Here is a 21,919-nt window from a genome sequence, read left to right as displayed (position 1 = left end):
TTTATTTTTTAAAAGAATAGATTACGGAGGTGAAGTAATTGATACCGGGAATATTGGGCATAAACCGGGCATCAATCTGATTGAATAAATTATTGACACCAAGCTGCATGGTCCATCTTTGCGCAATCCGCTTTCCGATGGTAGCATTCACTTGTATTTGTGCATTGGCAAACTCATCATCTCTGTTGGCAAAACCATTGCCATCACGGTCAATCACGCCCCAGCGACTACGATAAATTGCACGGACACTTGCCTGAATACCTTTTACATCCTCATAAAACATACGCAGGTTTGCCATATGCTTACTACGATTCAGCAGTCCACTGTAATCGCTGCGTTGCATCAATCTGGCAGGACCGCCTTCGTAATCCCTGCCATACACAGCACCACTATTCACTTTCTCTACAATGGCTTTATCGCCAGATAAAAGAAACTGATAACCTGCTTGCACATTGATGTGTTTGGTAAGCTGCCATTTAATGTTAGACTCAATGCCTTGTGTAAAAGCGCGATTCACATTGACATAGCTGAACACTGAAGTGCTGTTAGCATTGGTTGCTACAGGCAGATAGTTAATCAGATTGGACACATCGTTTCTGAAGAGATTCAATTCAGCGTGAATGCTATTGCTTGGTGTAAAGTGAACACCGAGATTAAATCCATTGGATATCTCCGGCTTCAATGTGGTGATTTGATATGCAGCAGGCAGGATTTGTGCTACCAAGCCCAAACTCATTTGCCTTTGTAACTCTGCGATGGAGAATTCGGATGCACCGTAAATACTGTATCCATCAGCTGCATTGTTCACAAAACTTAAATAGAGTTGGCGAAAATCTGGCGCTTTGAAACCTGCGCCATATGATGCATTGATTTGCCATTTATCCGCAGGCTTCCACTGCAAAGCCAATTTGGGACTCAGCCTGCTTTGAAAATCCGTATTGTGGTCATACCGTAAACCAGTGATTAGTAAAAACTGATTATTGATGCGCCATTCATCCTGTGCAAAAGCATGAAAGATTGACTGCGTTTTTCTTTCGCGGTAACGTGTTGTGGCAACTGTTTGATAAGTAGCACCTCCACCAATCGTGAGCGTGTGTTTACCCAATTGCCAGTCGGTTTGATTTTCTGCACGCCAAAAACCTTGTTCAAAACTATCGTAGTAATAGCGCGCACCATTCTTCAAACTGTCTAATTGCTGCACATAGCGAAATCCGCTGCCAACAAGGCTTATACGGGTTTTTACTTTATCAGAAAACTGATGTGTTAATACCGGGTTGATGGTATAATCATTGGTTCGGCCACCGCCTGCAATGTTGATGTTCTTGTCATTGATGGCATAATAACTATCCTGCCATCCGTAGAAGTAACGATTGTTCAGCACAAGTTTGGTACGATTGCTAAACTGATAACTCAATTTGAATTGCGCCGTGTAGTTGTAATATGGGTCCAGTGTTTTCTCAGGCGTAGCAGGATCTAATTCGTAACCATTGCCACTATTGCGGTTGACAAAATAATAGATACCTGCTTTATTGGTTTTCCAGTTACCGCTGGCATAGATATCTGATGTAGCAAATGAACCATAACGAATACCTGCCTGTAATTGATTACGCAACAAAGGCTCAGTAATGATATTGATCACACCACCCATAGCTTCGCTACCATACAAGCTGGATGATGGCCCTTTGACGATTTCAATTTTCTTGATATTACCCACTGCAAAGCGTGATAAATCCATCACGCCACCCTGGCGACCAATCAAAGGTTCGCCGTCCAATAAAATCATGGTATGATCGGGCGACAAACCCTGCAACTGCACCCCATTACCAAATACACCGCCGCCCACTGCATTACTCCCACTACCTGCTGTCAAAAACACACCAGTTTGCTCCTGGAGAATATCATATAAACGCAGTGAACCACTCTGTTGAATTTGTTTGGCATTGATGAGTGTAACAGGCACAGCTACATTACCCAATTTGCGTTCTGTTCTGGTTGCTGTAACCACCACATCATCTGCACTCCCATCCAGCGTATCGCGCAAAGGCTTTTGCGCCTTCAGCGATGTTCCAACAAGAAGCAGTGCTATGAATAAACCTGTACGCATTTTCTGGCTGCAAATGTTGGCATACAGGCAGATATGTGCGTAATGGAATTGTCATAAGAAGCGATTGCTATCAGGTTTGACAATCGCATGACAAAGTAATTTTCATGCTTAACGCAAAGAGAATCGCAGCCCCACAAAAAAACGTCTTCCCTGCATAGGTGCGTAGTTATAATTGGGATCAAAACTGAGGCCTGCAGGGTTGAGTAAAGCATTGCCAAAATTGCTATTGACATTTTTATCGAATGGATCTGATGGACGCATGATTGGGAACAAGGGCAGGTAATCGAATAGATTCTTTACGCCCGTGTATAACTGAAACTTGGTCCATTTTTTGGTGAGCTGCAGATTCCACAAACTGAAAGCCGGACTCATGGCTGGTCTTGGATCATTCTCCAATACAGGCATCAACATGGATGCAGTGTAATTACCTGTTAGATCTACACTGATCGCAGGCTGCTGCCATTGATAAGTCAACGCCCAGGTAGCACTGTATTTAGGCGTTTGGATAATGGGCAGTTTTTCTTTTTGGTTATTGCTTGTTTGCTCCTGAAAAGCATCCAGATAAGTTATGCCGAGATTCATGGTGAGGGGAAAACGCCATTCCAAAGAAGCATTTAAGCTGAGTCCCTGCGATACTGCCCTGCCAACCAGGTTACGATAGATCACCTGATTATCATTGGTGAGGTAATCAGGAATAATCTTATTACTGAAATTGGTGTGAAAGGCTGATGCATCCAATAGAATATGCACTGGATCTGTATGGATATGTTGTTGCAAATGCACATTGATATTGTAGGATTGTTCCGGATTCAAAGATTCCGCAATCACTACATGACGCGCACCGGTTAATGCGGCATGATCCTCACTAAACACATTCACGACACGAAAACCTCGGCCCAGACCGGCACGCAGGGTGGTCTTTTCAGCAACAGACCATTTATAGTTAAGGCGCGGACTCAGAATAACTCCGTGCTGCTGGTGATAATCTGCACGCAAGCCGCCCAACAATGTGTGCTTATCGTTGATGGTCCATTCATCTTGCATAAATAAACCGGGCAGACTGATCCGTGAAGGTTGGTTCAATCCATTGGCATCTGCTGTGATGAGTGTGTTATCATCCAACCAGGTATAGCGCAAGCCTCCACCAAAAAGCAGATCATGATCGCGGAGTGATTTGTTCCACAAGAGCTGTGCAAAGCCGATATGTTGTTTACCCATATAAGGCGTATTGCCATATACAGAATTTTGTCCGTGATAATTATACGAGAACTGCAATTGAATATCCTCCCTTGCTATGGGCAAGGAATACTGCCCCAATAATTCCAAACGATTGGTATAAATACTCTCACCATACACACTATCTCCACCACGGAAGGAAGGATTCCATTGGGTTTGTCCGCCCCAACGATCTTCATACACATAGCGCGCTGCAATGGAGGCTTTGCGATTGGCATGTCGTTTAAAAGACCATTTATTGAACAGGGAAATCCTGTTTTGTAAGCTCATGTCCGTAAAGCCATCTGCATTTCTATCCATCACTTGATTGAAGCCAAAATGATTGATACCCCAAAGTGTCTGCACTTTCTTTTTGCCTAAGCGGAAAGAAAGATCGGTATTGTGTTCACCAAAACTGGTTGCCTGAATATCTGCACTGATGGCTGGAGCTTTCTCCGGTGATTTGGTGATGATATTCACGATGCCCGCCATGCTTTCACTGCCATAGAGCGATGCAGCTGGGCCTTTCATCACTTCCACTTTATCAATGATGCTGTTGGGAATACCCATATAGCCATAGACACTACCCAATGCGCTCACGATGGGCATGCCATCAATCAATACTAATGTATGTGCTCCTTCTAATCCATTGATGCGAATCTCTCCGGTATTGCATACGTTACAAGTGTATTGCGCACGAATACCATTCACCATGGATAAAGCCTCAAACACATTCATGGATGGCGACTTCCGAAAGAAATTACTATTGTACTGTTCAACAGTTACAGGAGAAGCACTCATCAGCACCGGCTTCATGGTTCCTGTAACCACTACTTCTTGTAATGCCTGCTCAGAAGCTGCTAGGGAAATTGTATACGACTGTTGTGATGCACTGAGCAGAACTGTTGCCGGCTGAAAGCCAATAGCCTGTACATGCAAATGCTTTTGCGCGCTCATATTGGCCAAGCGGAAATAACCAGTACTATCTGTTAGTGCAGCTTGTTTAGCAGACAACTTCACATAAGCACCCATGACCGGTTTACCATCAGATACAACTCGTCCTTCAACGACAGACTGACCATACACAGCAGTTGCCCACATTAACCATATACAGCAAAACCACTTCATTTTTAGACTTGTCTAAATTTTTATTTAGCCAAAAATAAATATTAAATCAGTTCTGCCAAATAAAAAACGCTCCATAAAGGAGCGTTTAAGGGTATAGTGGGGGCATTTATAACTTGAATCCTAGACCCAGAAAGAAGTTTCTGCCATCAGCCGGCATTAGGCCCGGACCGGGATAACCACCTGCTCTTCTGGTGAAATAAGCCAGGTTGCCAGCGTTATTGATACCACCTCTCAGACTATATCGCTGTTTGAAACGATAGGTGAAGGACAAATCACTTACCAGATAAGCAGGAATCAAGCCTGCAGTAGCAGCGGCATTAGGGGTAACTGTATTATTGGCATCTGCAAATGACTGGCTCACATAACTGAGTTGTGCAGTTATAGACAGGCCTTTATAGAAATAATTCAGTCCACTTCTAAGGATATGCTCCGGCGCATTCTCTACGTATTTGTTTCGAAGATTGGATTCCACCAGATTGCTGCCACTACGGGTAACCACACGCACATGCTCATAGCGTGCATCGGTATATGAATAGGATGTAAACAAACTGATTTCTCCAGCAGCCTTACCTAACAAGCCGGCTTGCATGAAATTGATTTCCGCAAAGGCTTCCACGCCTTTACTAATACTGTTACCAACATTGGTCCTAAAATTATAGCTGCTGTTATCCGGACGTAATTGCGTGATTGCACCAATTCGATCTGCATAATTCAACCAGAAGACACTGACATCAAACATTAACCAATTCTTGATTTTACCTCTATAACCCATGTCCACGCTGTATCCACGAGAGTCACGCAGATTTGGATCTACGATATCTGTAGTGGCTGGCACACTTAGATCAGCAAACTGAATAGGGCGATAGCTTTCTGTATAGTTGGCATAAAATTCTGTTTTACCAAGATGGTATTCAGCAGCCATGCCAAATAATACAAAGCTTCTGTCGCGTTTTGTTGGCGCTGTCTTCACTTCCACCCCATTACTGATATTGGTTCTGCCGCTCACATCAGCAGTTACGCGCTCGTAGCGAATACCCGGGATCAAAATCAGTTTATCTGTTACATGAATAATATTCTCGGCACTAATGGCGGTATTGATAGAGCCAAACCGAAGATCACCAGGATACAAACCATCTACGCTCATATCAAAATCTGAACCGGCTGTGCCTCTACCATTGCGGTATCTTCTGGTGAGTCCGTTGAAATAACGCAGCCCAGTTGAAAAACTATTTATGATACCAAAGACGGTATAATTATGCAAGTAGCGTAGCTCAGCACCGAAATTCCGATACTGATCTATATCCACTGTTCTGTTGGCATATTGCCCAGTAAGTGGGTTGATGCTATCCTTCACTGTAATCGCTTGCATAAAGCCCACACTGTTTCTATCACCACTTAAGCCAAACACTTTTAATTCAAGTCGATTGTTATCGCGCATATTGTACTGCAAATTCAAAGCACCAATATGGAATTCGTTGTTAAACCAGTTTCTATTGCGTAGCGACTGTCTGCTATTTTGATTGAACTGCGCATCAGTTAATCCGCCCGGCTGTTGACTCAACATACTATAGCGAGTATATTCAACAGATGCGTTCAGTCGATCTGTAAAACGCCAGGTAAACGTACCATAACCCGTATTGGTATGATAGCCGCTATTCTGACGCCACCCATCCGCACTGCGGTGATCAAACGCAGCGTAGTAGTGGAATTTCTTTGTTTCACCACCAATGGCATTGTACGAATTGATCATACCAAAACCACCGATGGTTTGCTCTGTTTCCACACTGAATGGCTTGTTGATCTCGCTACCATTTTTCACAACATAGTTTACCATACCCCCCAATTGCGGACCGAAAGCCAGAGATCCTGCGCCTTTTACAATCTGCACTCTTTGTACCGCCTGTAGGGGTGGATGATAATAGGCTTCGGGATATCCAAAGGGATCAGAAGAGATATCAAATCCATTCTGGCGTACGTTAAAATCCCAACTGCGGTTCGGACTCAAACCTCGGGTTGCAATGCCAATTTGAATACCGCTACCATCGCTTTCCCAAATATGGATACCCGGCACTTTAGCCATTACCTGACGCATATTATTCATCACCACGTTCCCATTCACATGATCCATCACCACCAATGCATTCTTCTTACCTGCAAATACATGGGTGCCTACGATCTCGGGCAGTTGATGTATGTCTTGTCTGGTATTTTTTCCAACCACCGTAACATCTGGTAAATATTCTTCCTTAGATAATGTATCGCCTGAAACCTTGAATCGTTGTGCATTCACTTGTCCAATGATCATTAGTCCGGCCAAAAAACAGTAGATCTTGCTCATCATAGTGTATTTATTCCGGCGCGAAAGTGGCACAGAACAAATTCAGGTAGTATCAAAATCGGGAAAGTGGTTTACGCAAAAAGAAAAAAGGTCTGCATAGCAGACCTTTGTTGAATGATTTATTCTGTTTATCTCATCAAAACACTTTCTTTCCGTTGCTATAGGTAGCCAGCACTTTTGTATTGAGTATTTCTTGATCTGCCACAGTCATTAAGTCTTTGTCTAAGAAAATAAAGTCGGCCTTTTTCCCTTTCTCGATACTACCAATTTCCTTTTCCATAAAATTGGCTTTAGCAGCCCAGATCGTCATACCACGGATGGTTTGCTCACGCGTCAATGCATTCTCCATCTGAAATCCTTGCTCGGGAAAGCCTTTGGCATCTTTTCTCACCACCGCTGCCAAAAATGTTTTGAATGGTGAAATGTCTTCTACGGGAAAATCAGTACCCAGCGGCAACCAACCATTCTGCTTCAGCAAATGCTGATAAGCATAAGCGCCTTTCAATCTTTCTGCGCCCAAACGATCACCTGCCCAATACATATCGCTGGTGGCGTGTGTTGGTTGAACAGAAGGCACCACAGCTACTTTGCCAAATAGATCAAAATCATTTTCATTCACTACCTGTGCATGTTCTATACGCCAGCGCTTATCATTACCTGCTTGCAGATAGCGATTGTAGATATTCAACACTTCACGATTGGCACTATCACCAATGGCATGCGTACACATTTGAAAATCAGTTTTGCTGAGCACAGCAGCGAGTGAATCGAAATGTTCTTTCTTACTCAGCAGAAAACCTTGCCAGCCGGGCTGATCACTGTAATGCTTCAGCAAACAAGCACCCCGACTACCCAATGCACCGTCAGCATAGACTTTCACGCCTTTTACAAATAAGCGATCTGTTTTGTAAGGACCTTTATCCAAATATTTCGAATAATTCTCGGGGTTATCACTGAGCATTACATAAAGACGCATCATGAGCTGATTGTCTTTTTGCAAAGCATCAATCATGTCAACATCTGTATGCATCAGGCCACAATCTGTAATGGTGGTCAAGCCCATTTCAAAACAGTTCTTTTGAGCTGCCAGTAACCATTTTGCGTAATCTGCTTTGGTAGGTTTGGGTATTTGTGCATAGACCGCATTGTCGGCATTATCAATCAACACGCCGGTAGGCTGACCGTTTTTCACCATGATTTCTCCACCGGTAATTTGTTGCCCCGCTTTGACACCTGCCAGCTCCAATGCTTTGTTATTCGCAATAGATGCATGACCATCCACACGTGTTAACACCACTGGCTTATCGGGAAACAATTCATTCAACTTACTATTGTCCGGAAACTGTTTACCGGGCCAGCGATTCTGGTCCCAGCCGCGACCTTGAATCCAAGGCTCATCAGGATGTGCTTTGGCAAAATCAGCTACACGTTGCACCACTTCATCCCAACTATTGGCGCCAAATAAATCTACTTGAAACAAGGCGCGACCATAACCCACAAAGTGGGCATGTGCATCAATCAATCCGGGATAAATGGCTTTGCCCTCAGCATTCACCATTTCCTTTGCCTCATACGCAGCCATGATGGCGGAATCTGAACCCGTTTCGAGAATGACACCATCTTTCACCGCAAAAGCACTTAAGGTTGTAAAGGCAGAATCAACCGTATAGACTTTGGCATTGTGAACGATTAGGTCAGCTTTCTGCTTGGTATTACAAGCAAACAATACAGCTAAGCTGGCAAATAGCAATAGTTTTCTCATAGCAATCAATTGAGTTTGCAAAATAGGATGAAACCTACACCTTAACACGAAAATTGGATGGGTGTTTATTTCAGCAGATCACAGGGCTTCAAGCCAGTGTGTTTCTTGAAGGCTGCAGAGAAATGCGAGATAGAGGAATAGCCCAGTAAAGCAGATACATCGGTAACGCTTAGGCTCTTTTCATAGAGCAAATATTTCGCGTGCTCCATGCGCTGTTGCTGATAGAAATCAAAGATGGTGGTACCGAATACTTCTTTGAAACCTTTTTTCAGGTAACACTCATTAATCGCCACTTTACGGCTCAATTCCTTGATGGTGATGGGATCACCAATATGTTGCAGTAGAATATCTCTTGCCTGATAAATTGCCTCGCGGCCACGCTCATCAGCCAAAAACTTACAGCTAAAGCCTTCTTCTTTCTCATCTACCAGACAATCGAGGCTGTAGAGCAATAATTCATGCACTTTGGCATTCACGAAGATATTTTCTAGGGCACCGTGGTAGCTGTGATTCAGTAAAGCATCCAGCACATTGCGCTTTTTATTGCACAAACCAAAAACCTTGGTAAATGCATGTGGGTGCTTAAACGCCAACACTTCGTCTTTGCGGTTAGACAGCTTCACATTGTGCACAAACTGATGCAAAAAAGTAGCGGTAAAATGAAATACGAATACATCTACGGTGCGCATCTTACCATCACAGTTTTCTGTGGGCAATTGCTTACACATAGAACAGCTACGCTCTTCACAATAACGGTTACCAGTTGTACAGTAGCGAATTTCCAGGTAGTTGTCCTTGGGTTTGGAAGGATTGTAATGGTAAACCATCATGCCCGTATCATCGGCCACCCAAGGATGTTGGGCGTAGTATCTACGGATAGAGTATTGAATAGAACCCGGTATTTTCTGCTCCTTCTGGTGCAGCAGGGTCATACTTGGTTCAATACCCTCACGGTGTGCTACCCGCAATATGTCCATTACTTCCAACATTGCAGCAAAATTAGCTGTATCTACATAGATCGCCAAGCCGGGGCTTGGTAAGGAAGTCTTAAAACCCTTGAAGGCACTGTTTTTTTCCGCATTCCGAAAAAGCAGAAATGAATTGATTATCAATGTTTTAAAAGAAGTTCATTTTGTGAATAATTTGACCGTTTTTCATGCGGGAAAGGCACTGAAAAACAGTATTTTCGCCAGCCTCGTCAAATGAACCCAAATACAGGCGGGCAAAGGAATTTATGAGCGAAGAAATGAAGACTCCCGGCGCCGGATATGGCGCAGACAGTATACAGGTTTTAGAAGGTTTAGAAGCGGTACGTAAAAGACCCGCGATGTACATCGGCGATATCGGTGAGAAAGGTTTGCACCACCTCGTTTATGAAGTGGTGGACAACTCCATCGATGAAGCATTAGCCGGTTATTGTAAAAATATCTTCGTAACCATTCACGAAGACAATTCCATCTCTGTACAGGATGATGGTCGTGGTATCCCTACCGCCATGCACACCAAGGAAAAAAGAAGTGCATTGGAAGTGGTGATGACTGTGCTGCATGCCGGAGGTAAATTCGATAAGAATACCTATAAAGTATCCGGTGGTCTGCACGGTGTGGGTGTGAGTTGCGTAAACGCATTGAGTACTACCCTGCACGTAACTGTTCACCGAGAAGGCAAAATTTTCGAGCAAGAGTATAAGATTGGTGTTCCCCAATACGCAGTAAGAGAAATCGGTACAACCGATAAGACTGGTACTACTGTTCGTTTCTGGCCTGACCATACCATTTTTCAGGTAACTACGTACAAGCGCAGCATTCTGGAAGGCCGCTTGCGTGAACTGGCTTACTTGAACAGAAAAATCAGCATCACCCTAACTGATCTGCGCGAGCGCGATGAGGAGGGCAATGCCTATAGCACTACTTTCTACAGCGAAGGTGGTATTGTAGAGTTTGTGGAAATGCTGGATCAAAGCAGCAACCGTACACCACTAATTTCTAAGACACTGTATTTCGAAGGTCGCGATGAAGCTACCAACGTAGCTGTTGAAGTAGCTATGACCTATAACGACGATTTCAAAGAACATATCTTCTCTTATGTAAACAATATCAACACCATTGAAGGTGGCACACACGTAACCGGTTTCAGAACGGCCTTAACACGTGTGTTCAAGTCTTATGGTGATAAGGAAGGATTGTTTGAAAAAGCCAAAGTAGAAATTGAGGGTGATGATTTCCGAGAAGGATTGAGCGCCATTGTTTCTGTGAAAGTACCTGAGCCACAGTTTGAAGGTCAGACCAAGACTAAACTGGGTAACAGCGAAGTGAGTGGTATTGTACAAACAACGGTAAGTCGTGCTTTAGAAGCTTACTTGGAAGAGAATCCAAAGGAATCCAAGAACGTCATCTCTAAAATTATTCTGGCTGCTCAGGCCCGTGTTGCTGCAAAGAAAGCACGCGAAATGGTGCAGCGTAAGACAGTATTGAGCGGTGGTGGCTTACCGGGTAAGCTGGCCGACTGTTCAGAACGCGATGCAGAGAAATGCGAACTCTTTTTGGTTGAGGGTGACTCGGCAGGTGGTACAGCCAAGCAGGGTCGTGATAGAAGTTTCCAGGCCATTCTGCCTTTACGCGGTAAGATTCTGAACGTAGAAAAAGCGATGGAACATCGTATCTACGAGAACGAGGAAATCCGCAACATCTTCACAGCCATGGGTGTAACCATTGGTACACCTGAAGATCCTAAGGCATTGAATACGGTGAAGCTTCGTTACCACAAGCTCATCATCATGACCGATGCCGATGTGGATGGATCGCATATTGCCACTTTGATTCTCACCTTCATTTTCAGATACATGAAGGAACTGGTTGAGCAAGGTTATGTGTATATCGCGCAGCCACCATTGTATCTGGTAAAACGCGGCAAGGAGCAGGAATACGCCTACAATGAAGAACAGCGTAAAGCATTGGTGCAGAAGCTTGGTGCAGGTAAAGAAGACAGTGTAACCATCCAGCGATACAAGGGTTTGGGTGAGATGAATGCAGACCAGTTGTGGGAAACCACGATGGATCCATCCCGCAGAACCCTGAAGCAGGTAACCATCGAAAGTGCAGCAGAAGCAGACCGCATCTTCAGCATGCTGATGGGTGATGAAGTGGCACCGCGCCGCGAATTCATCGAAAGCAATGCCCGTTATGCCAAGCTGGATGTGTAATGTGGATTACTTCCCAGGTGGAAATCAGGCATTCATAATAAAAAGAACTAATTTAACAATCACTAACCCATACATTCATTAAACCCAACATCATGGACACATCAAAAATGATCAAAGCATACTGCCTGAAGACAAAGGAGAAGAACGTTCCTATGCAGGATGCTGTGGTTACGAAAACTGCCAAGGGTGGCTATATGGCTGCCGGTCACGATGGTAAAGGCAATAAGATGGCTGCTATCCTGAGCGAGGCCAAAGCTTTACAAGCCATTGCTGATGGCGTAGCCAAGAAAGGATTCTAAGCGTAGCTTGAAACTTAGTATAAACCCTTCCCTATGGAAGGGTTTTTTATTTGATAAACCGAATGCTGAATGGATAACGATAGGGTTTCCCATCACTGGCTTTGATGGTAGCTACCACGACCAAAATAGCAGCAGCCAAACCAAGTGCCCAAAGAAAGAGGATGCCAATCAGTGAAATAAACATCAGGATACCGATGATCACAACAGTAATTTGAAAGTTCAGCGATTCCTTCGCATGCGCTGCGATGAATCTGGACTCATCTTTCTTTACTAGATAAATAATCAGTGGCGCAATAAAGGAAGAAACAAAGGTGACCAGATGCACAATCAATGAAAGATTGCGTTCATCCTGTGTTGGTGTGTAATTATCCGGAAAGCCTACTTCGGCAAATTGTTGTTCAATCATACAGCAGATTTGATCCGAATTTAACCAGAAAAAATCAATTCTGCGCAGGTTCAGGCTTTGATAAAACTCCTTGGTGCATTCTGGTTAAAAATTCCAGCATTTCTTCCATAGATTCAATTCGTTCTACAACCAATAAGAAATTCTTACCCGCTTGCTTTAACCTTGCCTTGTTTGTACCTGTTTGGAGATACGCCAAAATACCTTTGAATAAATCAGATTCGAAGTATGGCGAATCGTTTCTATTGATGAAATAACAACGGAGTGTATCTTCTTTCAGCGTCATTTTCTCAAAGCCTAGGTCAATAGCCTTCCAGCGACAACGAACTGTTGTAAACAAATCTTCTACCTGCTTAGGGATTGCGCCAAAACGATCGAGCAGCTCTGCATAGAAAGCTTGTAAATCTGTTTCATTGGCGCAGTTATCTAGTCGCGTATACAATGACAAACGCTCGGTAATACTTTCTACATAAGCATCCGGAATCAATATCTCTAAATCTGTATCAATCGTACAATCGCTCACATAATCATCCTGCTTGCTGATCTCTTCCTTGAACACATCTTTAAACTTGGTACGCTTCAGTTCGCGAATGGCTTCATCCAAAATTTTCTGGTACATCTCAAAACCAATCTCAGCCATAAAGCCCGTCTGTTCACCACCTAAGAGATTACCTGCGCCACGTATATCCAAATCGCGCATCGCAATCTGGAAGCCACTACCGAGATCGGTAAACTGCTCCAATGTTTGCAAGCGCTTGCGCGAATCCGTTGGCAAAGTACTCATCGGCGGCGCCAACAAATAACAGAAAGCTTTTTTGTTGCTTCGGCCTACGCGCCCACGCAGCTGGTGCAAATCGCTCAACCCAAACTGGTGTGCATTGTTGATGATGATGGTGTTCACATTCGGAATATCTACTCCACTCTCTACGATATTGGTGCAAACAAGCACATCATATTTCTTATCGATGAAATCAAGAATCTTTTCTTCCAGCTGATCGCCTTCCATTTGACCGTGCGCAAATGAAATACTCAAATCCGGGCAAAGCCCTTGAATGAGTGCGGCCATTTCAGCAAGCCCATGAATACGATTATGAATGAAGAATACTTGTCCACCACGCTCGGTTTCAAAGTAGATAGCATCTCTAATGAAATCTTCATTGAACACCTGTACTTCTGTCTGGATAGGCTGTCTGTTAGGCGGCGGTGTATTGATGATGCTCAAATCGCGTGCACCCATCAAACTAAACTGCAAGGTCCTTGGAATAGGCGTTGCTGTGAGTGTTAAGCAATCCACATTTGTCTTTAATGTCTTGAGCTTCTCTTTGTGCGCTACACCAAACTTCTGTTCCTCATCAATAATCATGATGCCCAGATCCTTAAACTTCACATCTTTCCCCAAGAGGGCATGCGTACCTACGATGATATCAATCTTACCCTCTGCTAATTTCTGCAGGGTAGCTTTTTTCTCTTTGCTGGATTTGAATCGGTTCACGAAATCAACTGTCACCGGAAAATCGCGCAAGCGATCCTTGAACGTTTTATAGTGCTGAAAAGCAAGAATGGTAGTGGGCACTAAGACAGCAGCTTGTTTACCATCCACAACAGATTTGAATGCAGCACGTACAGCCACTTCTGTTTTACCAAAACCCACATCACCACAGACTAAGCGGTCCATAGGAGAAGGACTCTCCATATCCTTCTTCACATCTGCAGTTGCTTTACTTTGATCTGGTGTGTCTTCATAGATGAACGAAGCTTCCAGTTCAGTTTGCATATAATTATCCGGTGTATGTGCAAATCCTTGCTGGGCTTTTCTTTGCGCATACAGCTTAATCAGGTCAAAAGCGATTTCTTTAACCTTGATTTTGGTCTTTTCTTTCAGTCTTGTCCAAACATCACTACCCAGTTTGTTGATCTTAGGAACAGTTCCTTCCTTACCCGTATACTTAGATATCTTATGCAGCGAGTTAATGTTCACATACAGGATATCGCTGTCTTTATAAATGATACGTACAGCTTCCTGCAGTTTGCCATTCACTTCAATTTTCTGTAAACCACTATAAGTACCAACACCATGATCTATGTGTGTTACATAATCGCCCGGTTGTAAGTCTCTCAGTGTTTTTAAAGTAAGTGCCTTATTCTTGTTATAGGCTTGCTTTACCTTGTACTTATGGTAACGCTGAAATATCTGGTGGTCTGTATAACAAACCAGTTTCAGTTCATCATCAATAAATCCTTCGTGAATGGATGTAGCAATAGGTGTAAACTGAATCTCAGTTTGAAGATCAGCAAAGATGCTATTGAGTCTTTCCAACTGCTTCGCCTGCTCTGCAAAGATGAAAAGCTGATAACCTGCTCCTTCATGTGCTTTCAAGTCCTTGATAAGTAAATCAAACTGACGGTTGAAAGCGGGCTGTTCTTTTGTCTGAAAACTGATATCAAACTGCGCCAACTGTGGCTTATATCCAAACTCTACTAGATGTCTTTTTAATACCTGACGCTCAAAAGTGCTTGCCGGCAGAAAGTCGGCCGGATTCACTTCTTTGAGGTATTTCACTTCCTCTGTATCTTCCTGATCAACCGGAGCTGCTTGCGCATGCAGTGAAGTAAATGCTGCCAGGTCTTCTTCCTGCTCTGCAATTTTCTCCAGAATCACATCCCAGTCTTTCAGCCACACAATGGTATTGCTCTGCAGGAATTCCAGCAGCGATACTTTTTCCTTGCTCTCAAACTGGGTTTCAATATTGGGAATGATGTTGACTTGTAACAGCTTTCGTTCACTTAGCTGTGTTTCCGGATCGAAAATGCGGATACTGTCTACCTCATTCCCGAATAACTCTACGCGATAAGGCTTTTCATTACCAAAAGAATAAATATCCAGAATGCCCCCACGAATGGCGAACTGTCCGGGCTCATAGACAAAATCAGTGCGCACAAAACCATACATCACGAAAAGCTCCATCAAGCTTTCCAGATTAAGCGTATCGTTTGTCTTGATCTGAATGATATTCTTGCTCAGTGTTTCCGGTAAGACTACTTTCTCAAACAATGCTTCCGGGTAAGTAACAATGATCTTTTTATTTCCGCCCTTGGATAAACGCGTAAGCATTTCTGCACGTAACATCACATGTGAGCTGTTCAGCAGGCGAAAATTGCGTCTGTTTTTAAAGGAGGCGGGGAAATAAAACAGATCAAGCGCATCAGTTAGATTCTCCAGCGTATTGTGGAAATAAGCAGCTTCTTCCGCATCGTTGAGGATAACAAGGTGATTGAGTGATGCGCAAGATGGATGCTGAAAAATGGCCGTTACAAGGAACTCTGCACTACTGCCTCTGAGGTTGGTTAGTCCGATTCTTTCTGTTTGACCCTCAGGGTATTCTGTATGGGCAATACGGAGCCTGTCCGCGAGCTGTAACACCCGGGGGGATTGTAAAAAAGTATCCAACAGAACACGCAGATTCATAACCTCGCCGCAAATGTACAGTCTGAACAAACGCTATGCAGAAAAGTTGGCTCGAAAACTGGCGAAAATCTTGCACAAACAAGCTGCGAGAAAGCAAACAATCAATATCTTCAAACGATCAAAGTACATGTATGAAAAAAGGTCTTGTCCTGGGTTTGTTCTCTGCAGGCTTTTCTCTTGCCTGCGTATTCATGCTTCAGCCAAAAATTGAAAAAAGCTTATTGAAGAATGAAGAAGAAGGAGAAGAAAGTGGTTTCTACAAAGCTGCCATGCAGGCTGAACGTGCTGCCTATGAGTACAATATGCTCAAGGACCCCAGAACGGGCAAAATTCCAGATGGCATTTGGGATGCAGAATTGAGAGAAGCACAAAGTGCACCGGTTAAGCCATTTCGCAATGGCGATAATGTATGGATGAGTGAGGCTGGTGGAAATGAAAGCAATGCCGGGGAAAGCAATAACTGGCAGGAAGCTGGCCCATATAATGTAGGTGGCAGAACACGTACCATTGTTTTTGATAAGCGCTATAATGGCACAACCAATCGTGTGATACTTGCCGGTTCGGTAAGCAGCGGTGTAATGCGTACAGAAGATGGTGGCAATACCTGGACAAGGGTTGGCCCTGATCAGCAAATACATAGCTTAACGACACTGGCGCAGGATCCTCGCCCCGGCTTTCAGGACACCTGGTATGCCGGAACAGGTGAAGCCCTTGGTAACTCTACCTCAGGTACAGGCGCTTTTTTCCTGGGCCATGGTATTTTTAAATCAACCGACAATGGAAAAACTTGGACTCCTTTAAGCAGCACCCAAGGTGGTAACGTAACCACTTTTGATAACGCATTTGACCTTGTACATAAGATCGTTGTAAACCCGGCAAACGGTGATGTATATGCTGCATGCCAAAACACAATTCAACGTTCACAAAATGGCGGTACTAGCTGGACAGCAGTTATGGGAAGCTTGGGTGGTACCAGTGTTACTGGTAATACGGATGTGGTAATCAATAGTACCGGAACACGTGTCTATGCTGCTTTTCATTTAAAGAACACAACCAATCGTGGTGTTTGGGCTTCAACTACTGGTGATGCAGGATCATGGACCCTGCTTGGTGGTAATGCCAACGGAACACCAACAGGATGGCTAATTAATGAAAGCACTACTGCCAACTGGGGTCGCATCTTACTGACGCTGGTTCCAGGAAGCGAGCAACTCTTGTATGCGATTTATGAAAATGGCAAATCACAAGCTAGCCCTAATCTGCAGCCCGAGTTAGATATCTTCCGCTGCAATGCTACTGACATTGCCAATCCAGCTTGGACAAACCTCTCTTCAAACTCGCCCAATATTGCAGGATCTTTATCGAATTCACGTAACCCAATTGCACTGCAGGGTGGATACAATATGTGTGTAGCCATCAAACCAGATGATCCGAGACTAATGTTGATTGGGGGTACCGTATTATTCAGATCAGTTGATTCTTTCGCAACCAGTAGCAATGTGAGCTGGATTGGCGGCTATGGTTTTGGTAGTAGCTCAGGCTCTACAAACAACCCGTTTGGGTTTTATCCTAACAGCCATCCTGATATTCACTGCTTTGCTTTTGATCCAACCAATCCAAAAAGATTATTCTGTGGTAACGATGGTGGTATTCAGGTAACGGATGACATCACTGCAACACCTATTGTTTGGACTTATCTCCGCAATTATCAAACCCTGCAGTACTACCATGTGGCCATAGATCCTGAATCTGGCAAGAATAATTTCTTTGGCGGATCTCAGGACAATGGTTCTCATTACCGCGATGCCTCGCTTAATATGGGACCACGCCCTGGATACAGACCAACAATCAATGACCATGAAATGGTAGGTGGCGGTGATGGTGTTTCCGTTGATATTGGCAAGATTGCTGCTGGCAAACAGCCACTATATCTTGGCGCACAGTCAGGTGTTATGATCAGAGATGATGCATTAAACTATTTCACCACTACACAGGTATCCATCAGACCATCCAACGATCAGTTACAGAGTAATGGTAGCGGTGGCTATGGTGAATTTGTGACTGTTTTTAAACTAAGTCATGCCAATCCTGAAGCATTGTTCTATGCCAATTACAACAGACTATTCAGAACAATGCAGGCAAGTACCGTAACACAAACTTCCGGTATTGGATGGGATAGAATGACAGGTGTGGAGACTACTGTAAACCCTGCCGGAGGCTCTTCCGTTTCTATCAGAAGTATGGACTTCTCATGGGGTCCATATCAATCTGCTCATGCTATGTATCTTGGTACAACCAATGGTAAGGTTTACCGCTTGGATGATTATCTGAATGCAACACCTACTGCTGTTCCAGCCGATATCACGCCAAGTGCACTAAATCCAGGCGTGAATATTCAGGACATTGCAGTGAACCCGAATAATGACAATGAAGTAATGATCGTAGTTTCAAACTACAATACAGTCAGCATCTGGTGGACACGCAATGCTAAAGCGACCACCCCAACTTGGTGGGCAGCTGAAGGCAATCTGTCCACTCCTTCGATCAGGTCTTGTGTTATCGTTGCCAAAAAGAGCGGAACAACCACTTCTTCCGAATACTATATCGGCACTTCTGTTGGTTTGTATAGTTGTGTAAACCTGGGTTACAAATTAGAAAATGGTGACCCAATCACCTGGACCAGAGAAGCACCAAGCTTGATCAATTTTGCTGTGGTAACTACAATGGACTATCGCCCAGAAGACAATGTGCTCCTGGTAGGCACACACGGTAATGGTATGTATTTCTGTGAGCTTGGCGGCGCCAACTTCAACCCCAACAACCCTACAGCATTGAACAATCCGGTTGTTAATGATAGAAGCTTTATTCGCAGTATACAACCTGCAGCTGCCAGAGGTAGTTTCAGCTACTTAATTGGCAATGCATCTGGAATCAGAAATATGAGTGTTCGTGTGCTGAGCATAGACGGTCAAACTGTTTATCAGAGCAATGTTGCCTATGCTGATGGTACTATACCATTACAAAGATTTGCTGCAGGCACTTATGTGATTGAAATTACCAGTGACAATAGGAAATACCGAAGTCTGCAAAAAGTGATTAAAAACTAATTGGATAAAAAGAGGCCTTAGCGGCCTCTTTTTTTTATTTTTATATATAACTACACCATATGCAACCAAAAAAGATATTTGCTATTTGTGCGGCTATACTCTTCTGCACAGCGGCAATTGCTCAAAAACAGAGTGTTCGTGTTTTTGCTTATGATATTCCAAACCTTAGCGGAGTAGCCCCCACAGGCGAAGTGAATGTAAACGGCGTCATTAAGAATGATGGCACCAACCCAAAAGGTGGCTATGCAGACTACCAAATCTTTATGGCCGTAGACAATATGACCAATATTACCTTACACAGATTATGGGTGAAGCAGCAGTTGTTTGCTGTAAAACTGGAAAAAGTTGCCAATACACCCTTAATCCTTCCTAGAGGCAAAAATCCTGGAGACACGCTGATACCAAGTACTTCTGCTGAAGTTTGGCGAATCATTATTGCCTCAGAACCAATTAAGGGCATTCAACCCATTAAGACGATTCAGCAATTGGTCAAGAACAATGATGTTGTTATTCGCTTGTCAACCAAGAATAAACCAGTACTCAGTGCTTCTTTACCAAAAATTAAAAAGCTGGCCCCACTTACCGGCTCTTGATGAAATAATTTTATATGCTTCAACCCTGGAGAAACGGAACAATTGTTCGAATAGAAAATGAATCTGCTAATACCAGAAGATTCTGGATTCAGGTTTCAGAACTGGATGTATTTGATTATGCGCCAGGCCAATTCGTTACATTAGATCTGCCCATACACGAACAAAAAAACAAACGCTGGAGAAGTTATTCCATTGCTTCAGCGCCAGATGGCACCAATACGTTTGAACTCATCATTGTTAAATTGGAAGGTGGTGCCGGCACTACTTATTTGTTTGACGAGGCCGGCATTGGTACCGTGATTTCATTAAGAGGTCCACAGGGTAAATTCACCTTACCCGAAAACATTGAAAAGGATCTTTACCTCATTTGTACTGGAACAGGAATCGCACCTTTCAACGCGATGGTACACCATATCTTCAATAAGCAAATTCCACATAAAGACATTCACCTCATCTTTGGCTGTAGGAAATATGACGATGTGCTCTATGAAAAATCATTGATCGAAATAGAACACAAGCTGGAAGGCTTTCATTATCACCCTGTTTTCTCCAGAGAAGAAGCACCGGGCAAACACCATCGATCCAGAACAGGTTATGTACACAATGTGTATGAGGATATTGCATTAACCAAAAAGATGATGCATGAAGCAGAAGAAAGCCTGCATCTAAGACCAGCGCATTTTTATCTCTGTGGCTGGAAGAATATGGTTGATGAAGCCAAACAAAGAATCATTCAATTGGGCTACGACAAAAAAGATATTCATCTGGAATTGTACGGATAAAGAAAAATCCCCCTACGGTACCGTAGGGGGATTTTTTTATAAACTAGCTTCTATGACTAAATCTCGAACCTTACTCAGCAGGATTCTTTCCTGTTCCATGGTATCTCTGTAACGAATGGTTACAGTACCATCTTCCTTTGTCTGATGATCAATGGTTACACAGAATGGTGTACCAATCGCATCCTGTCGGCGATAGCGCTTACCAATCGCATCTTTCTCTTCATAAAAACAACGGAAGAAAGGTTTACAGCTATCCATCAAATCTCGAGCGATTTCAGGCAAGCCATCTTTCTTCGTCAAAGGCAATACAGCCAATTTCACCGGTGCTAATTTGTTGGGAATGCGTAACACTACACGACTATCTGTAGTACCATCTTCTTTATTGATGGTTTCTTCATCATAAGCGTGTGATAAGATCAGCAGGAACATACGATCCAAGCCAATGGAGGTTTCAATTACATAAGGCACATAATTACCATAAGGCTTACCTGTTGCAGGATCCACATCGGCATCAAAATACTGCTGCTTTTTCTTACTGTATGTCTGATGTTGTATCAGATCGAAATCACTTCTGGAGTGAATGCCTTCTACTTCTTTAAAACCAATTGGAAATTCATACTCGATATCACATGCTTCTTTCGCATAATGCGCCAGCTTCACGTGATCATGGTAACGATATTTATCAGCAGGCATACCCAAACTCAAATGCCATTGCAAGCGCGCTTCTTTCCAATACTTGTACCACTCACCTTCTGTACCAGGACGTACAAAGAATTGCATTTCCATCTGTTCAAATTCGCGCATACGGAAAATGAACTGACGGGCAACAATCTCATTGCGAAAAGCTTTACCCACCTGTGCAATACCAAAAGGCACTTTCATGCGGGCAGTCTTCTGCACATTCAGAAAGTTCACGAAAATACCCTGAGCCGTTTCTGGACGCAGGTATACTTTGTTGTCATCCGGATTATCTGAAGCAATAGCACCAAACTCTGTTTCGAACATCAGGTTAAACTGGCGGATATCCGTCCAATTCACTGTGCCACTTACTGAGCATGCAATTTTATGATCCAGGATCATTTGCTTCAAACCTGTAAAATCTTCCTTGGCTAGCAAAGCTTCCATCTCAGCAATCAAGGCATCGCCCGCTTCTTTTGGCAGCTTTTCTGCGTGTGCTTCAATCAAGTGATCCACACGATAGCGCTTTTTGCTATCCTTATTATCGATCATGGGATCACTGAAATTGTCCACGTGACCGCTAGCCTTCCAGGTAGTTGGGTGCATGAAAATAGCCGCATCAATGCCCACAATATTCTCGTGTAGCTGGGTCATGCTCTTCCACCAATAATCGCGGATATTACGCTTCAGCTCACTGCCATAGGGACCATAATCATAGACAGCACTTAGACCATCGTAGATTTCACTGCTCTGAAAAACAAAGCCATACTCCTTGGCGTGGGAAATAATTGCCTGAAAACGGTTCTCTGATTGCGTACTCATAAGGCTGCAAATATACGGCC

At 43.6% G+C, this 21,919-nt stretch carries 13 protein-coding genes; 5 read left to right on the top strand and 8 right to left on the bottom strand.

Features of this window, described 5'->3' with window-relative positions:
• Nucleotide 1: 1 nt before the first annotated feature.
• The 5 genes from J0L83_13330 to J0L83_13310 form a co-directional block, all read right to left on the bottom strand.
• On the bottom strand, nt 2–2,104 hold the full coding sequence (locus J0L83_13330) for a TonB-dependent receptor (GenBank protein ID MBN8665558.1): 2,103 nt from the start codon (nt 2,102–2,104) through the stop codon (nt 2–4).
• A gap of 108 nt (nt 2,105–2,212) precedes the next feature.
• Nucleotides 2,213–4,420 (bottom strand): TonB-dependent receptor, encoded by a 2,208-nt coding sequence (locus J0L83_13325; protein MBN8665557.1) that lies wholly within the window; start codon nt 4,418–4,420, stop codon nt 2,213–2,215.
• A 133-nt stretch (nt 4,421–4,553) separates the two neighbouring features.
• A complete protein-coding gene (locus J0L83_13320) occupies nt 4,554–6,788 on the bottom strand; it encodes a TonB-dependent receptor (protein ID MBN8665556.1) in 2,235 nt (744 codons plus the stop codon).
• Between the two features lie 133 nt (nt 6,789–6,921).
• Nucleotides 6,922–8,547, bottom strand: coding sequence for an amidohydrolase (locus J0L83_13315; GenBank protein ID MBN8665555.1), 1,626 nt, complete (start codon nt 8,545–8,547; stop codon nt 6,922–6,924).
• Nucleotides 8,548–8,612: 65 nt separating this feature from the next.
• Nucleotides 8,613–9,536 (bottom strand): helix-turn-helix transcriptional regulator, encoded by a 924-nt coding sequence (locus J0L83_13310; protein MBN8665554.1) that lies wholly within the window; start codon nt 9,534–9,536, stop codon nt 8,613–8,615.
• A gap of 245 nt (nt 9,537–9,781) precedes the next feature.
• On the opposite strand from J0L83_13310, the gene gyrB reads away from it, so the two are divergent.
• Together gyrB and J0L83_13300 are read left to right on the top strand one after the other, a co-directional pair.
• Complete coding sequence (gene gyrB, locus J0L83_13305) at nt 9,782–11,749, top strand: DNA topoisomerase (ATP-hydrolyzing) subunit B (GenBank protein MBN8665553.1); 1,968 nt, start codon at nt 9,782–9,784, stop codon at nt 11,747–11,749.
• A 92-nt stretch (nt 11,750–11,841) separates the two neighbouring features.
• Nucleotides 11,842–12,048 carry a hypothetical protein gene (locus J0L83_13300; protein MBN8665552.1) on the top strand — a complete coding sequence of 69 codons (207 nt, stop codon included), beginning with the start codon at nt 11,842–11,844 and terminating at the stop codon, nt 12,046–12,048.
• A gap of 46 nt (nt 12,049–12,094) precedes the next feature.
• Here J0L83_13300 and J0L83_13295 read toward each other — a convergent pair whose 3' ends face one another.
• Nucleotides 12,095–12,454: a DUF4870 domain-containing protein gene (locus J0L83_13295; GenBank protein ID MBN8665551.1), complete on the bottom strand. Its 360-nt coding sequence runs from the start codon at nt 12,452–12,454 to the stop codon at nt 12,095–12,097.
• A 34-nt stretch (nt 12,455–12,488) separates the two neighbouring features.
• Nucleotides 12,489–15,917: a transcription-repair coupling factor gene (gene mfd / locus J0L83_13290; GenBank protein MBN8665550.1), complete on the bottom strand. Its 3,429-nt coding sequence runs from the start codon at nt 15,915–15,917 to the stop codon at nt 12,489–12,491.
• A 131-nt stretch (nt 15,918–16,048) separates the two neighbouring features.
• On the opposite strand from mfd, the gene J0L83_13285 reads away from it, so the two are divergent.
• From J0L83_13285 to J0L83_13275, 3 genes are read left to right on the top strand one after another with little or no spacing between them, the layout of a single operon-like run.
• The gene (locus J0L83_13285) at nt 16,049–19,024 is read left to right on the top strand and encodes a T9SS type A sorting domain-containing protein (GenBank protein ID MBN8665549.1); all 2,976 of its coding nucleotides are present in this window, start codon (nt 16,049–16,051) and stop codon (nt 19,022–19,024) included.
• A 59-nt stretch (nt 19,025–19,083) separates the two neighbouring features.
• Nucleotides 19,084–19,617: a hypothetical protein gene (locus tag J0L83_13280; protein ID MBN8665548.1), complete on the top strand. Its 534-nt coding sequence runs from the start codon at nt 19,084–19,086 to the stop codon at nt 19,615–19,617.
• A 14-nt stretch (nt 19,618–19,631) separates the two neighbouring features.
• Nucleotides 19,632–20,399: an FAD-dependent oxidoreductase gene (locus J0L83_13275; GenBank protein ID MBN8665547.1), complete on the top strand. Its 768-nt coding sequence runs from the start codon at nt 19,632–19,634 to the stop codon at nt 20,397–20,399.
• A 36-nt stretch (nt 20,400–20,435) separates the two neighbouring features.
• Here the strand turns inward: J0L83_13275 and J0L83_13270 are convergent, their stop codons facing one another.
• A complete protein-coding gene (locus J0L83_13270) occupies nt 20,436–21,899 on the bottom strand; it encodes a glycine--tRNA ligase (GenBank protein MBN8665546.1) in 1,464 nt (487 codons plus the stop codon).
• Nucleotides 21,900–21,919: the final 20 nt, after the last annotated feature.

The sequence above is a fragment of the Chitinophagales bacterium genome (assembly GCA_017303835.1).
Classification (GTDB): Bacteria; Bacteroidota; Bacteroidia; order Chitinophagales; family Chitinophagaceae; genus JAFLBI01.
Note: the sequence above shows the minus strand (reverse complement) of the source record. Positions and strands in the feature narration are given on the sequence as shown.

Coding starts and splice junctions, on each gene's coding strand:
- J0L83_13315 (MBN8665555.1), bottom strand. CDS start 8,547: ATGAGAAAACTATTGCTATTTGCCAGCTTAGCTGTATTGTTTGCTTGT.
- J0L83_13320 (MBN8665556.1), bottom strand. CDS start 6,788: ATGATGAGCAAGATCTACTGTTTTTTGGCCGGACTAATGATCATTGGA.
- J0L83_13325 (MBN8665557.1), bottom strand. CDS start 4,420: ATGTGGGCAACTGCTGTGTATGGTCAGTCTGTCGTTGAAGGACGAGTT.
- gyrB (MBN8665553.1), top strand. CDS start 9,782: ATGAGCGAAGAAATGAAGACTCCCGGCGCCGGATATGGCGCAGACAGT.
- J0L83_13310 (MBN8665554.1), bottom strand. CDS start 9,536: ATGTTGGAAGTAATGGACATATTGCGGGTAGCACACCGTGAGGGTATT.
- J0L83_13285 (MBN8665549.1), top strand. CDS start 16,049: ATGAAAAAAGGTCTTGTCCTGGGTTTGTTCTCTGCAGGCTTTTCTCTT.
- J0L83_13300 (MBN8665552.1), top strand. CDS start 11,842: ATGGACACATCAAAAATGATCAAAGCATACTGCCTGAAGACAAAGGAG.
- J0L83_13275 (MBN8665547.1), top strand. CDS start 19,632: ATGCTTCAACCCTGGAGAAACGGAACAATTGTTCGAATAGAAAATGAA.
- J0L83_13330 (MBN8665558.1), bottom strand. CDS start 2,104: ATGCGTACAGGTTTATTCATAGCACTGCTTCTTGTTGGAACATCGCTG.
- J0L83_13295 (MBN8665551.1), bottom strand. CDS start 12,454: ATGATTGAACAACAATTTGCCGAAGTAGGCTTTCCGGATAATTACACA.
- mfd (MBN8665550.1), bottom strand. CDS start 15,917: ATGAATCTGCGTGTTCTGTTGGATACTTTTTTACAATCCCCCCGGGTG.
- J0L83_13280 (MBN8665548.1), top strand. CDS start 19,084: ATGCAACCAAAAAAGATATTTGCTATTTGTGCGGCTATACTCTTCTGC.
- J0L83_13270 (MBN8665546.1), bottom strand. CDS start 21,899: ATGAGTACGCAATCAGAGAACCGTTTTCAGGCAATTATTTCCCACGCC.